This is a genomic window from Methanocalculus taiwanensis (assembly GCF_024372745.1).
Taxonomy (GTDB): domain Archaea; phylum Halobacteriota; class Methanomicrobia; order Methanomicrobiales; family Methanocorpusculaceae; genus Methanocalculus; species Methanocalculus taiwanensis.
This window is the reverse complement of record NZ_VOTZ01000003.1, coordinates 1-14,959: the sequence shown is the minus strand read 5'-3', so window position 1 is coordinate 14,959 and position 14,959 is coordinate 1. Positions and strand designations below refer to the sequence as shown.

The window sequence follows — 14,959 nt, the reverse complement described above, 5'->3', positions numbered from 1 at the left end:
CATACCGCCCGAGGAATAATAAACAAACCGTTGTCTCGGCGGCAATGTTTCTGTACCTCATATTCTCCCCCGAAAATCACAAGTATGATGCGTTTTTACCGCCCCTCCCTCTTCCCCGCAGATCCTCACATCAGCTGCCCGGTACCGGAGCGTGATCTCGCTTGTCCTTCATTTCACCTGCCGGAGCGAGATCCTGATGAGAGCATACGTAGCGAGCGACCTGAGAGGTTCATAGAAGGAGGGATAGGAAATGGTTGGTATTTGGTCCTGTGAGGGATCAGGTCAAGGATCTCAGGCAATTCTGGCCGGGGGTTTGCGGTTCCGCTTTGGATCGTCATGGCAGGCCGGACTGACATGAGCCTGGCATTCATCTTATTTTTTCATCTTGTTCATGATGTTCTCAAATCTCTTGTTGCTGATCGGATGATGGCTGATGACCTCGCCATTGTATACAATGCAGAACGTCCCGAATGCACAGGGAGATTCCTGAACATCGGCCGCTTCTTTTAGATCAACCAGCCGGGCGTTCAGACCATACTTGTTCTTTGCAGTCTCCATAATGGTAGCAACGTTCTTCTCGGTATATGGGCACTGGGCCGAGCGCAGGACTGTTAAACCGTATGGATATTTTTCAACGTTCTTTGCCAGATTTTGCTTGAACTTGGGATCGGGTGCATTCAAATGGAATTTTAAGCCAAGCATTTCGAAGTCGGGAGCTGCCGTGTCCGTAACGATAAATCCCTGTTTCACAAAAATCTCCTTATTTGCCATAAACGGGCCTTTCCTTGTTACAACGGCAACACCATCCATGTCGGCCAGTTTTGCATCAGCAATACATGCATTGATCAGGGTCGAAGCATATCCCTTTCCCTTGAATTCATTCCTGAAACCGACGAAGATACAATGGATGAACATATAACCGTCTGCATCCACAGGGCGATGGGCATATTTTCCCGGGATATATTCAAGCATACCCTGGTAACCGGCACTCCCGGAAAACAAGACTTTTATCCGCAGTCCTTTTGGGTAATACCGGTTGAACCAGTTTATTTTATTTCTGAGTTCCAGATGCTTCCTGACATCCTTATACCCGCAGACCCCATAGTCGGCGATATTGTCTGGGGTAAGATCGATGATTTCAATATCACTCATAATTTGTATTCTGGGATACTCTGATATAAACCACCCTCCTTTTATGTTTCATTCCTATTCTTATGTTTCATTCCTATTCTTAGCCCGATTCGATGACCATTGCATCCAACATTCTCACCAACTCATAACGAGGCTGGCGGCTCACGGGAAGATGCAGGGCAGGCGGTTGGCCTTGTCGGGAACAGCGGGAACCCGGATGTGCCGCACCTCCACTTCCAGAGCATCTCCAGTTCCAGATCGTAACCGGTGCTCCGTCCTTCCCTGGCTCCGTCCTTCCCCGGTGCGGAAGGATACCCCCACATGAACAAGTCGTTTGAGGCGATAGGAAAGGCGGACCAGGCACTCATCGACACGAAAATAGACCTCACAGAAGGATTTCTCCGGCCCTCGGTTCCGGGAAGACAATCCCGATTTCCTCGCATGGTATGAATGATATGACACGCCCATCCCCTGTGAGGCGATGCTGCCGGATAACTAAAATGTGATCCGGCTATCGTATTTTTTTGAGGGTGTGGAGAGGGTGCGGAAAATACAAAACCTAGCGAGGAAAATCATTGTGGGTCTGAACATTAAAATGATTGCACTAGTTCACTGCAATGATCCCTTTCTACCTGCTTATAATAAATAGCCACTCAAAATTATTGATAAATTAAAAGGAAATTGCTCATTTTTTTAATTGACATATCAATTAATTTTATTTTTTGCTTCTTTTACCCCTTTTAAAAATCTGTGATAATCTTCTGCAAGCTTAATTAGATCTAAGTATTCGTACTGGTTAGAAAACACAATTGGATATGTATTATAGATAAGTTTCTTAAACTCCGAAAAGGTCTTATCTTTCGTCTTTTCAATAACGAAATCAATTATTCCAGCATCTTCATCTGGAATATTAGCTATATATCTTAGATTGTTTAGTTTGATTTCCTTTTTCTTTCCACCAAAAGCATTTTGTGTGTTCCTAACAGTAAAAAGGGACGGATTTTCATTGGCAGTTTCAATTATATCATCAACATATGGCCCATAATTATCAAAGTACCATTTAATATCAGTAACAGTATCGCCACTTTTAACAGCTTTTTTCCAATCTGCAAGATATATCATCTTCGTTAGTCTTGCATCGGAGAGATCGTTACAGTCGGGATATTTCTTGAGAATATATGCAATGACATCTTTTAAACTTGCTTTAATTCTCATAATCCAACCCCATTTCTTCAGAGGACTCCATCAGGTCTCTATAAAGTGTTTTAAGTTCTCCAACTTTACTATACACTTCACCTTTTGAATGTCCACAGGTATTAATTATCCGGTACACCTCATCATCATTAAAACGCCCCTTTTTATTAGATTCAATGACAAGTAATCCGTAGAATAGATCTTGTCCTTTGTCGAGCCTACATGCAATCACTTGTTGTGGGTGCATAGTAAGGTTAATGACCAATTCTCTTTCGAGACCGTCTTTCTCATATAGCTCTTTAATATATCCTTCGGGATCCTCGTCATAACGGTGGTTGTAAGATCTTGATGCCTTACCATGTTGCCATGCCTCTTGTATGACGCCGATTGAATCTGGATAAGTACGACGACCTGTCTTTTGCAATTCGGGATTCTTTGAAAATCTATAGAATAGCATGAAGGCATTGAGTTCATCTAAATGTAAGTATAGAGTGATTCTGTCTTCATATTTCTCTTGATAACAGAATTCTAATCGGTTTTCTGCCAGATTTATTATGTAATGTTTTACTTCTTCTCTCTTATGGAGAATATCATCATTCAACTGAAATTCTAATTGTTTAATTTTCTCTTCTTGCTGGTTTGAAAGCCGTTGTAACTCTGAATAGCGTTTTTTAGAGAGTCCGCTGTAAGCTATGACAAATACAGTGCCACCTAATATAAAAAGGAAAAGATAGATGCCAAGCTCACCAATAAAAAGGTCACTATATATACCCATAACCGCTAGTGAGACTATCAAGCCTAATTGTATCTCATCGATATAATCAATTAAATACTGCCTCGTTGTCTGTATCTTAAAAATAAGGATGATTATTGGCATTAAACAAAAAGATACGATAATAATTTTCCAATACCAATAATTGATAAGATCCGGCCAAAGAGAATTGATTATCGAGAATACCAATAGACTGATGCCCCCAAGATAAAAGTATATGATTTTATCAATAGGGAGTAAGGAGTTGTTTATATATCCCATAAGGTAATATTGCTTTATTGTCTGAAACAGTAATAAATTATTTCATATGATCTCTGATTAGCATCACCTAATTAATTTCTTCGATTAATCTAACCAATAACAAAGGATTTCGGATTATTTTTTTACATCGGAAGTTTTTGATTGACTGAAAACGATTATATTTCCCCAACGGTGCACCCTACCATTTCCTGTAGAGAGAGGAAACCGCTAAGGTAGATAAATGTGTGAATGCTTGAATTATTTAAAACCCATATAGATACCAATATAAAAATAAAATTAAGAGGCATTTTATTAATAATATAGTTTTTATACACAATAACGCCTCAATAAGATGAGTCAGCTTGGGACATAATGACATCTTTTTTTATATATTTCAGAATCCGCACCCCATTCACAATTCACATTTAATTATATTTTCATTTAACAATGTACCAACTAGTACAACTATTATCCAACATAATGATTAACTATAAATTCATCCTCATTCTATATCCATCATGCCGAAACAGAGGGAGAAGAATGGCCAGACCAAAATGGATCGCCTCTATCCGAAAACCAAAATGAGTGTAACCGATCCGATCAAAGAAATCAGGAATCTGGTGGATCGTATACCGGAATCACCCTCTCCAACACAGATAACCCCACTCATTGCCTTGGTTGTTCGGTCAATCCTCGACCAAGTCGGGTTTGTTGACCTGGTAAACAAAACGGTATCCTGGGATCAAAATCAGTGTTCGATCAGCCCGGGAAACAGAGCACTCGCCCTGGTTCTGCTGCCTTTTATCTCCACCCACCAGCGGGTTGCACTAGTCCATGTGAGCCAGCAGCTCGAAGATATCGACACAGAACTGATCTTTGGTTCAGCCATACCTGCCACATCGTTTACTGACGATTGTCTCGGAAGGTTCCTTGACAAGTTCGCAGATGCCTGTCCCTCAAACTTCTTTCAACAGCTCTCTCTCCGGGCCTATGCCATCTATGATATCCCACAATCACTCATCCTCCACAGCGATGTCACATCACATGAGGTCTGTGGCGAGTATGATCTTGAGGAAACACCAGATGTTCATGGTCCAACAATCTGTTTTGGCCTCAACAAAACCGGCCGAAGGGATCGCAGGATCTTTCAGACAGGAGCCGTCTCAGATGGCAATGGACTGATCCGGTATTGCAAAACCATGAATGGAAATCATGCAGACTCCGTCTGGAATATGGAAGCGCTCACCGTTCTTCAGGAGATTTTCGGGGAAGAGTTCAAAGACCATACCTACATTGCAGATTCAAAACTCATCAACCGTCCCAATCTGGAGGTTTTAAACCGGCAAGGATCTGAAGTGCGGTTTATATCACATATTCCAGCGAATTTCGCAGGGAAACTTGCTGAACGATACAGATCGATTGCCCGTGAACGGAATCAGTGGACAGACCTTGGTCAATGTTGTACCGAGGAGGAGGCGCACGATAAACGGGCAACCTACCGTTCACAGAGATTTGAGGTTGATCTCTATGGATTACCCTATACACTTGTCGTCTATGAAACATCGGCAGCAGATGAGAGGGTGCAGAGCCAGATAAAGACTGATACAACTACGTTGGAGGAATTGATCAAGGAGAAGAAGTTCAAAACTCCATTTGCCTGTGAACCTGATGCATTGAGGGCAATTGAAGAGCTGCACGAACAGTCCAGGAAACTGCTTGTCCAACCGGTGATCGAGATCGAATCCGAGAAAAAACAACGATGGCCACGGGGACGGAGGGGAGAGGAGACGAAACCTCTTGAAGAGTGGACGGTCTACCATGTCCGGGTGAAGGAGATCAGTCTGCACGAGGACCGGGTGAGAAAGTTCAGAGAGAAGAAGGAGACATTCGCTCTCCTGACAAATCATTTCGAATCGGAGATGGATGACAGGTCCGTGCTCCGCCATTACAAACAGCAGCATATTGTCGAGAACATTTTCCGAACAATGAAATGGTCAATCATGGCAGACCGGATCTATCTGAATAATCCAAAACGGATCGATGCCATGATGATGATACTGTATGTCTCGTATCTTGTGATGGGAATTCTACAGATGGTTGCACGGATGAACATCAGGAAACTGCCGGAGCCGCCCAGAATCTATATCGATAATAAACCCCTGAAATCTCCAACAGCGGCGTTTCTGATACAGTCACTTGGCTCATTCAATATTCTCACCGAAGAGGGAAACCGCCAGATCACGGGTATTAATGAACGGAACAAGTATCGCCTGGCGATCCTGCTCTATCTTATTGGTATGGGATCGGTGGTAGGGGATCAGTTTGGATCGGCGAAGTGCAAATCGGCGTAGTGCTTCCTGACACCTCCTGATCGCTATCTGGAAATTTGGTGAACCTTGGCAGCGAGCAGCATCGATATTCTGCAGGATTGAGAGGAGGGAAGAGTGACCTGGATTGTGGGAGCGATATATCTCTTACAAGAAGAGGGGGGAATAGGGGATCTAATGTCGGAGCTATCGGTTCAATTTTCTCTTAAATGGTGCTAATTCAGCTTTTTTGCTTCAAGAGGTGCGGATTGTGAAATATATTGACAATGCAAAGTAATTTAATTATTAGTGGAATATATTTGTTAAAGATGAGATTTAAACAGATATACATCGAGGACTAATAGTATGAGAATCTGGATAGAAGTAGCGAGTGGTAATTGGGCTTGGGAGAATAAATTAAAAGACGCACAAACAGGTGAAAAAATCGGATTGAAAGCACCAGCTACAACAAGATACTTCAATTTATTAAAAGATGTCCGTGACGGAGATATACTTTTTACTCATCTAACACACAGCTTAACATCTAAAAAAGAGTGGAGAGGGGCGATAGTAGGGATATCATCCATCGCGTCATCCGTTTATAATGACAACAAAATGATACGAGTGGATACAAATAAAAATATTACACTACCCATACCGATAAGATTTGCTGAATATAAAGATATTGAGACCATTTCAGAAAACTTTTTAAAAATTATCAAACGAAGCATGCAAAAGTACCTGTTCGAGATCACAGGGGATGATTTTCAAACATTGATACATCTCCACGAGGAAAACGCCAATTTTCTCAAGAAGACCGAATATTCTATGATGATCGAAGCTTTTGATTAGCCAATTCACTCTAGCAGTTTGCTACTGTTTAACGGAATATGTACGATGAAAAAGAGTACAATAAAACCGCTGAGGAACCATATAATTTAAAAAACCCACCTCCCGCCTCTTCTTCAACTGTCAAAAAAGTGATGAGATCAATGAAGACTAAAGACACGAAGGCGGAAGTCACTCTACGAAAAGCGCTTCGTGAGATAGGACTTTCTGGATATAGAAAGAACTGGGAGAAAGCCTTGGGCAAGCCAGATATTACCTACCCAGGAAAGAAAGTCGCGATATTCGTACACGGGTGTTTTTGGCACGGGTGTCCGAAATGTGGAAAACAAACACCTAAGACCCATTCACAATTCTGGATAGAGAAGATATCGCGGAACAGGCAAAGGGACACCAATATCATCCTAAAACTGGAAGAAAGTGGCTGGAAAGTTTTCGTTTTCTGGGAGTGTGAGATTAACAAAGATGTACAGACTCTCGCCAAAGATGTCGCCGAGTTTATTCAGAGGACGGATAGATCGATCTATTAAAGTACGAGAGACATATCGAAGATATAAGACATGTATATATCAAGCGAGACGGTAAAAAATTCCATCGAATATTTTAAAAGAGGGCGATGGACCGATGCCCAACATAAGATGGAATTCTTCTCTATATTTTTAGTTATGAAGAGGATGGGAATATCAGTCTCCAATCCTATCCCAGATGTTTACTTAAACACAGAATCCCCAAGGCAGAGAGAAAACTTTTTAGAATCCTTAAAAATGACCTGCGGCTTATTCGGCCCGGGTGAAAAACCCGGGAAAAGGTGTTGTCTCGATCCGTTTGCTTTTGATAACACGAATTATTTGACACAAAGTGTTATATATAAATATAATAATGCAAGTACTGTTTGGAATTATTTGCCCGCAAGGGTAAAAGATACTATTGATAATACGTTGCGAGACTATTATTTCGATCGAGATCTTGAAAACAATGGGCTGAAAATATTTTCTTTGAAACAGGACTACTTAGATATCTTAACAGGGAAACACTTCCTCGATGGGCGAAAGATAAATGTATATCATTTAGCGATCTGGGTTTACCGCTTTCACCAGTTCGAAGAATTGGAGAATACCTCTCAGTACGCTCAATTATCCTTCCTACGAGATCTATTTTATCAGGACTTCAAAATTTCGGAGGCCGAAATAAATCGAATGTTCGAGGAAGAAGCTATATCGATAACATTATCCTCATTCCCGATAACCGGTGAACAGGTAAGAGATGCTTTACCAGATAATGAATCCGAGGTTGATTATCAGAATTACGTAAAATATCCAATACCGATTTTCGAATTTAAGGATTACCGTTTACTTACAAAGGAGGCAACTATGAACACAGACGAGGTATATCAAGTCTTGAGAGAGTGGAATCAGGCTATCTTATACGGCCCCCCAGGGACCGGGAAGTCATATATAGCCGGTAAAGTCGCCGAGAAGGGGCAAGAAGGCAAACCCTTTTTCAAACGTGAAAACGTTTACAGAATCCAATTTCACCCGTCTTTCAGATATGAAGACTTTATCGGCGGGACAAGATGGGACGAACAAAAGAATCAACCCGTCACGAAGCCCGGTCCTTTCGTTGAATGGTGTAAGAAGGCCAATCAAAACAAAGACGATAATTATCTCTTAATCATCGAGGAAATAAACCGCGGTAATCTGTCAAACATCTTCGGTGAGACAATACAGGCACTTGACAGAGACTATCGTCTAAAAGTGAAACCCGAATTCGAAGTTAGTGAGGGAGATTTTTACATCCCGAAGAACCTATACATCCTTGGAACGATGAATTCAACCGATCGTAGTATCGCGCTGGTAGACTACGCTTTACGGCGGCGCTTCGCGTTTATACGATTCAATTTCGACAAAAACATTTTAGAAGACTTTTTTCAAAGCGAAGAAAGGTCACCTGAGATTATTCTTGATGTAAAAGGGCCTGAACCTCAAAATATTAATTTAGTTAACTTCGCTGCAGCCTTAAATAAGAGGATTATTGAACACCTTGGTACGGAAATGGTAATCGGCCACACATATTTCATACCCCCTAATGGCGAGAAGTGGAGGATCGATGAGTTTCGAAGGCAATATAACTATAAGATACTACCAATGCTCGAAGAATATACGTTCGGAAAAGAGGGGACATTAAATCGGATTTTAGGCGATTTGAATACTCGTTTTGATGATGACAATGAATTCATCAATGCCATAAAAAAATATATTTAGTGAAGGATAAGTTGATGGAAAGCGAAATTAGGGGTTTAAAGATCAAACAGGGAATACCTTTTCGATATAGTGAAGAGGAATATCCCGCACTTCATATTTCCTTGTCAGAAACGCTTTCACCTGAGAGCTTTTCATTATCAGAAGGCGTATGTTCAATTAATAGTTCTTATGTCGGACATATCGAACTTCCTAACAGGAAGGTAGAAATTGTCCCGAGGTTCGAAGAGATCGGCATGAGACAAGTTGAATATATGTACTTCTTCGTGAATTCCCGGCAGTCCGAGCTTTCGAATATTATGGATCTTTTCGATGTAGGGGAAGGAGTCCTCGATACGGAAATAGCACGAAAGTTTATCACCGAGTTAAACAGCGTAATCGGGAAGGGGCTCCCACATCTTTTCATCGTCAAAGAAGAGAATTCGGATTATCAAAAAGGTCATATAAATTGGGAGGAGACAGCAATCCGACTCTATGAACGAAAGAGAAAGCCGTTTAATTGTGTTTATGATGAGACATCCATCAACAACCCCGTCTCACGTATTCTTGGTGCCGCTCTTTATAAATTAGAATTTTTAATAACAGATGATTTCGTTCGCCTCGCTCGTTTTCTACCTTATTGTTCTGTTGACGAGGGAAAACTCCTTTCGGAAAAATACGCCGATTCAACGATTTATTTTGAATATTCAGAGGCTCTGTACTGGGCGAAAGTAGTGCTCTTCGATCTTAACGTAATCTCTTTTAAGGATGGTAGAGCTGGCTCATGCTTTATGGTTAACTTCGATCTATTATTTCAGGATTTTTGCACGAAAGTCTTGCAAGTATCGAGTGATTTGTTTTCGATCGATCAGGGACTACAAACTGAATCAATATCCTTTCCACCCGATACAAACATCCGGTATGCGGAGATTTCAAAGGAGTCGACTAATTCTCCCAAATCAATCGAACCGGATATCCTTTACCGATATGACCCTGAGCAAAGAACCGCCAAGGTAGTTTTGGATTGTAAATGTAAAGAACGCGTATTCCTTCCCGAAGATATCTACCAAATTGAGTTTTATGCCACCTGTCTTTTAGCTGAAAAGGCAATCTTAATTTATCCGAAGAACAGCCAGAATACAGACTGCTTGACTATATTCATTGATAATAGTTATCGGCGAGTGTATTTGAAAAAAGTGGACGCGGTATTCATCGACCTTTCAGCAACCACTTCGGAGGAATTCAAGGACAACATTGAAAAATTTTATAGAAGTGTGCTTAAGATTGTTATCCCGAACGGTTCATAATTTAGTTATATTTTTATATAAATTATAAATCATCATATTTTTAAATATTTCATAACCCCTTCTCCCCCCGCATCATCAAAATTCATAATTGGAAAAGCCATGGCATTCTTCTAACGAAGGATATTTGTTTGGGTTTTGAAAAAAAATGGAGAATAATCGTTATATCCGACAACTTAAACTCTTTGATGTAGTGGAATATTTAACAGAACATATCGGCATTTCATCTTCACCCAGGAGAGACTCTTTCAAAGTACACGCAACTACATACGCTAGTACGGGTGGGACAGCATTTCCGATCACCTTATACTCTTGTTGAACATTTCGAGCTTTAAAAATAAACTTATCAGGGAAGGATTGGATTCTAGCAACTTCTCTTATCGTAAAGCGTCGCTTCTGTTTTATATCTGGATGTAAAATTCCGCAATTTTCCGGTTGAGCTGAAGCTGTTATCGTTCCTGCGATCTCATCCCATGAGAACCTGCGGTAAAAGTTCGGTGCCCGGTATCTCTTGATTTGGTCACGTATCCGCTTAAATCTGTCTGGTAGAAGTTCGTATGGGACATCCTTCCAAGACCTTATTATATGCTCGACCATTATCTTCTGCTGCGGTGAGAAATCCCATATCTCATCTTGGTTAGGAAGTCCTTCTACAGAAGTGAGAACGTCTTTCAACCTTCTATTAGATATTGATTCTTTTCGCACGTATTTGTGCATTTTTTCGAAATAAAATGGCTCCAAACCATCTCTTACCGCCACTATAACAACCCTATACCTCTGTTGAGGAACGCCATAGTCAGAGGCTTTTAATAATCTTGGTGGTGATACCTTATACCGAATCAGCTCACCATCATCTGTTTTCACTTCGGCGATTCTTTTACTAATTTCCTCAGTGACTGGTGTACCATCAGGCATCTTCGAGCTTAATATTCCCCTGACATTTTCCAAAACGATCGCAAGGGGCTTTTTATGTTGGATAAAGCGTTCAACCTCTTCGAAAAGGTTTCCTCGACCATGCTTATCAGAATAGCCTTCTCTATTGCCTGCGCTCGAGAAAGGTTGGCAAGGGAAACCTGCGGTTAGTACATCAAAGTCTGGAATTTGATCAAAATCAGTAATTACCCTTACATCACGATCATCATAAGAGTGATCGCCTAAGAAAGATCGATTTGCAAGATACGTCATCCTAGCATCTGGGTCGAAATCATTTGCGAAGACGATACGGAAACCGGTTTTGGGGTAATATGTGCCAAGATGACTAAAACCACCAATGAAACCAAGATCCATTCCTCCACAACCAGTAAAAAGGGAACAGACTCTAAGTATTTTATCTGGTTTTGGAGGTTTCATATCAGAGCAAGTGTCTGTGAAATCTGATAAATTTGATATCATGTAATCAACCTATTAGGTTCACTTAAATCTAATTAGTCGTTGTCATGCTTATATAAACCGTTTTTGACCGTGGTGTGAAAGTGTTTATCAAGGGATGATTTCTATCATAAGCTTGTAATGATCCTATTATTTTAACCAGTTATTAAGCCACCTTTACGTAATAATCTCACAATATCGTCAATAAAGCTGATTTTCTATTTTCAATGATGCTTATCTATACAATGTCGCATTAACCCAGCATATTCCCTGCCCCCACCACAAACACCTCTCCCAAAAATGTCAATGGCGGTGTAAAAATGCTCACTTGTGGCGCTCCGAAAAGAGCATCACCTGAACGTTGCCGTTGCTCGATAGAGAAAGAGGGAGAGAGACACGAGAGCTGCCCGGTTGCCATCTTCATGTCACAGCTGCAAAGGGGTATTGGTCAGTGGAACATCCATGAGCCATCCAAAGGTCTTAAATTACTGCCATCGAGACGTAAATCGAGGGCACTGTGCCGTTCAATCATTGTTGATAGGAGATACTGAATATTTGATATTGGATACTGGACACGGGATTTTTTACTAGAGATAATCAGATCACAGAATTGCGATATATAGGTTAATTTTAAGTAGAATGGAAAATTACGATATATCAATTACGAGAAGAAGAACAATGATAGATAAAAATGAATTTCAATATTTTGGAAGTAAGCAAGAGCGAGTTTATAGAGTATTACTCAGCGATAAAATAAAAAACCATCAGGATATAGAGTCGCATAATTAGCAGAAGTGAGCTATCCATATGTCCATACAATTCTAAATGATTTAGAAAGAGAGGGTATTTTAAAAGATCGTCAAATTTTTGCAAAAAACCTTGTTGGAGGCTATTTATTCCCGAGATCGTATGAATTATACATCAAGGACTATGAATTTGAGCAGTGGGATAATTATTTGTTGGAATCCGGATATTTGGGAAAAGGGAATGTTAAGATATTTTGTTCCGATCACCACGTTTTTTTTGAGAAACAAATTGTAGAAGGTTGGCCGGTTGTATCAGCTCAACAGCTTATTGTAGATTTAATCAGAGAAGGTGCGGATTGTGGAATCAATTCGGATCGGCGCAATGGAATGTGCTCCCACAAGTGCCAGTTGTACTGGAGATGATGGGCAAGAGGTCGCTGGGAATGGCTGATTGTTGATTCTGAGGGAGAAAATTCAACGGGTTATGGGAGAGGTCTCGCAAAGTGAGGTATAGGTCATACCCATTTAAATGAGGATATAAATATAATGGTGAGTGAAAAATATTTTTATTTAGAGTATTTACTAATAATAAAATTTAGTTCTTTTTTTCCTTCCTCACAAATTATCATTTCATCTTTTTTCCCATTGAATCTAATTCGTTTACTACGGAGTATTTTTAGATCGTTAGGTGAGCGAACACTTTCATATAAAAAAATCGGATAAAATACAAACTTTTTACCCGAACCAACATACTCATTAAAAATTTTTTCACACTCATAAGAACCATTTGAAATTTTTTCAAATACATCATCAATGCTAAAATTTTTGGATTTAATTTCACAAACAACTACAATAAAAAAATTATCTTTAATAAAAATAAAGCAATCACACATTTTTTTATTAGGACATAAATTGTCAGATTTTATAATTACTCTATTCTCACGTTTAAAGCCCTGAAGTTGTAATTTTACTTTTTGTCCACGATCTTTGCATTGATCGATACAAACTGCATGATGTGTTTGTTTTATCCGCACTATTTCAGTCATAAAATCTCATTATTTATTAATCTCTCTTCGAATCATCACCGACTGGTCATACAATTCTTTAGTAATCCTTAAAAATTCATCCTGAGAAATGCCCTCATTTTCATCAATAGGGACAGACGATATGGTATTACCATTTTTTTTATCATAAGTAAAAATATGGGTGGCAATCTCATCAGGTTTTAAATAATCTTCTTTATCTAACATATATTCAGAAATCCGCCTATTTTCATTAATTTTACTCAATAAAATATAATTATTTAACTGCTCCAATAGATAATCACTATGAGTTGTAATTAATACCCGAACATTTTTACGAACCAATCGAACAATTAACTTTGCAAAAATACGTTGATTTTCAGGATGTAAATGTGCTTCCGGTTCCTCAATGATTAATAGTCCTCCAGATCCAACCCAGTGCTTTAAGGACAGGAATATTGGTGCTAATTCTGACACAGTAGATGAGCATAGATGAATAGGTAATTCTTCTCCCAGATAAGTATATTGAATTTCTGGATATGAGGATTCTTCTTTTTTCTCTTTCAAGGATATTTTGCCATAAATTAATTCGCGTTCAAAATCCGTTGATAAATCAAATAATTCCTCTTTTTCATCTTTTAAAAAAACAAGTTTATTAATGAAGTCTGAAATAACTCCAGATAAAGCAGGAAGAGATAATTGCTCCATTCCAGCATAAGGAGCAAGACGATTCAAACTTGCAGATAAGGCTTTATGACCTTGAAGAATACCAGAACGTGCTGCAGGTAAATAGAGAGAGGAACGAGATCTTGGTCTAGAGAAGAGTTTAACAAACTGTTGATCCATTTCATACATGTATGGTAAATATTTAAGGGTTCGTTCAAGATCCTTTTTTTCAGATTTCTTACTAATAACATTAGAATCTGATACCGCAACAAAAAATTTTTCTAAAATGGTATAGTCATCACCCTTTGCCTTTGCGATTTTCATATTTAAATCGCTTAATTCTGTCAATTGAAAAACTCCTTTCCGGATGTTTATTTTTTCATAAAAATCTCCATAATCTATACGAACATACGATATTCTTTTATTGATACTTTTTAGTCTCTCAATTTGAGTTGCAAAGACTCTTGATATTTCATCATTTATTAATTTTAGATGAATTCTTTTGAAAGCTATTTTACATAGATGTTGAAAATCATCCTTGTTTACATTTGGATCATTTGTATCAATAAATTTATCAATTACATCATATAATTTATTTTTTTCATTTTTTGTTAATCTGGAGTCAAATGAATAATACGGTGTTTTTTGAGTAGCGATTCGAGAATTTGTTCGATAAATTGAATATATTAAAGCAGATGCATATGATTTTCCAGATTGGTTAGGTCCGATAAATATTGTCAGAGGTTTGAGAATAATATTTCCTTCAGTAATTGGACCAAAATTTTTTATTTCTAAAGTAAAGTCAATTTTTTCTTTTTGGAATAATGCTTTGTTTTCCTCAAAAGAATGATTTTTTTTATTTGATGACATAATTTAACACCATTATAAATCAAAGGATCGTGAAGATAATTAATTTTTCTATTTTTATTTTTATTGATATGAAGTCATTAAACCAATGTTTCAGACTATTACATCCCCGCCATATGTCAGAGTATTTAACTTTGGTCAAACCATATGGAATCGAGGATGCACTAATGCCTGTTGCTGGAGAAGATACCAAATCCCTATTAAACGCCTGGAAGAAAACCAATGAACAAGAACTCTTCAATAACCTCAAAATCGACTAT

At 39.0% G+C, this 14,959-nt stretch carries 13 protein-coding genes; 6 read left to right on the top strand and 7 right to left on the bottom strand.

The features are described from left to right. Positions 1 to 372 precede the first annotated feature (372 nt). The 4 genes from FTO68_RS01965 to FTO68_RS01950 all read right to left on the bottom strand — a co-directional run bounded on the left by FTO68_RS01965 (position 373) and on the right by FTO68_RS01950 (position 3,202). Positions 373 to 1,152 (bottom strand): YoaP domain-containing protein, encoded by a 780-nt coding sequence (locus FTO68_RS01965; RefSeq protein ID WP_255331681.1) that lies wholly within the window; start codon positions 1,150 to 1,152, stop codon positions 373 to 375. A 122-nt stretch (positions 1,153 to 1,274) separates the two neighbouring features. Next, positions 1,275 to 1,499 (bottom strand): hypothetical protein, encoded by a 225-nt coding sequence (locus FTO68_RS01960; protein ID WP_255331680.1) that lies wholly within the window; start codon positions 1,497 to 1,499, stop codon positions 1,275 to 1,277. A gap of 337 nt (positions 1,500 to 1,836) precedes the next feature. Continuing rightward, complete coding sequence (locus FTO68_RS01955) at positions 1,837 to 2,346, bottom strand: Panacea domain-containing protein (protein ID WP_255331679.1); 510 nt, start codon at positions 2,344 to 2,346, stop codon at positions 1,837 to 1,839. Beyond that, positions 2,336 to 3,202: a hypothetical protein gene (locus FTO68_RS01950; protein ID WP_255331678.1), complete on the bottom strand. Its 867-nt coding sequence runs from the start codon at positions 3,200 to 3,202 to the stop codon at positions 2,336 to 2,338. The genes FTO68_RS01955 and FTO68_RS01950 overlap by 11 nt, the downstream gene beginning before the upstream one ends. Before the next feature lie 653 nt (positions 3,203 to 3,855). Between FTO68_RS01950 and FTO68_RS01945 the strand changes: the two genes are divergently transcribed. From FTO68_RS01945 to FTO68_RS01925, 5 genes are all read left to right on the top strand, one after another. After that, a complete protein-coding gene (locus FTO68_RS01945; protein ID WP_255331677.1) occupies positions 3,856 to 5,688 on the top strand; it encodes an IS1634 family transposase in 1,833 nt (610 codons plus the stop codon). Positions 5,689 to 6,009: 321 nt separating this feature from the next. Next, the gene (locus FTO68_RS01940) at positions 6,010 to 6,495 is read left to right on the top strand and encodes an EVE domain-containing protein (protein ID WP_255331676.1); all 486 of its coding nucleotides are present in this window, start codon (positions 6,010 to 6,012) and stop codon (positions 6,493 to 6,495) included. Between the two features lie 38 nt (positions 6,496 to 6,533). Beyond that, positions 6,534 to 7,019: a very short patch repair endonuclease gene (locus tag FTO68_RS01935; protein ID WP_255331675.1), complete on the top strand. Its 486-nt coding sequence runs from the start codon at positions 6,534 to 6,536 to the stop codon at positions 7,017 to 7,019. Between the two features lie 108 nt (positions 7,020 to 7,127). Beyond that, positions 7,128 to 8,750: an McrB family protein gene (locus FTO68_RS01930; RefSeq protein WP_255331674.1), complete on the top strand. Its 1,623-nt coding sequence runs from the start codon at positions 7,128 to 7,130 to the stop codon at positions 8,748 to 8,750. Then, positions 8,750 to 10,033 carry a 5-methylcytosine restriction system specificity protein McrC gene (locus tag FTO68_RS01925; RefSeq protein WP_255331673.1) on the top strand — a complete coding sequence of 428 codons (1,284 nt, stop codon included), beginning with the start codon at positions 8,750 to 8,752 and terminating at the stop codon, positions 10,031 to 10,033. The genes FTO68_RS01930 and FTO68_RS01925 overlap by 1 nt, the downstream gene beginning before the upstream one ends. A gap of 159 nt (positions 10,034 to 10,192) precedes the next feature. On the opposite strand, the gene FTO68_RS01920 is transcribed toward FTO68_RS01925, so the two are convergent. Continuing rightward, positions 10,193 to 11,380 (bottom strand): DNA cytosine methyltransferase, encoded by a 1,188-nt coding sequence (locus FTO68_RS01920; protein WP_255331672.1) that lies wholly within the window; start codon positions 11,378 to 11,380, stop codon positions 10,193 to 10,195. Positions 11,381 to 12,192: 812 nt separating this feature from the next. On the opposite strand from FTO68_RS01920, the gene FTO68_RS01915 reads away from it, so the two are divergent. After that, positions 12,193 to 12,567: a hypothetical protein gene (locus FTO68_RS01915; RefSeq protein WP_255331671.1), complete on the top strand. Its 375-nt coding sequence runs from the start codon at positions 12,193 to 12,195 to the stop codon at positions 12,565 to 12,567. A 143-nt stretch (positions 12,568 to 12,710) separates the two neighbouring features. On the opposite strand, the gene FTO68_RS01910 is transcribed toward FTO68_RS01915, so the two are convergent. Both FTO68_RS01910 and FTO68_RS01905 read right to left on the bottom strand, forming a co-directional pair. Next, entirely contained in the window at positions 12,711 to 13,190 is a 480-nt protein-coding gene (locus FTO68_RS01910) for a hypothetical protein (protein ID WP_255331670.1), read from the bottom strand. A 9-nt stretch (positions 13,191 to 13,199) separates the two neighbouring features. Then, positions 13,200 to 14,702, bottom strand: coding sequence for an AAA family ATPase (locus FTO68_RS01905; protein ID WP_255331669.1), 1,503 nt, complete (start codon positions 14,700 to 14,702; stop codon positions 13,200 to 13,202). Positions 14,703 to 14,959: the final 257 nt, after the last annotated feature.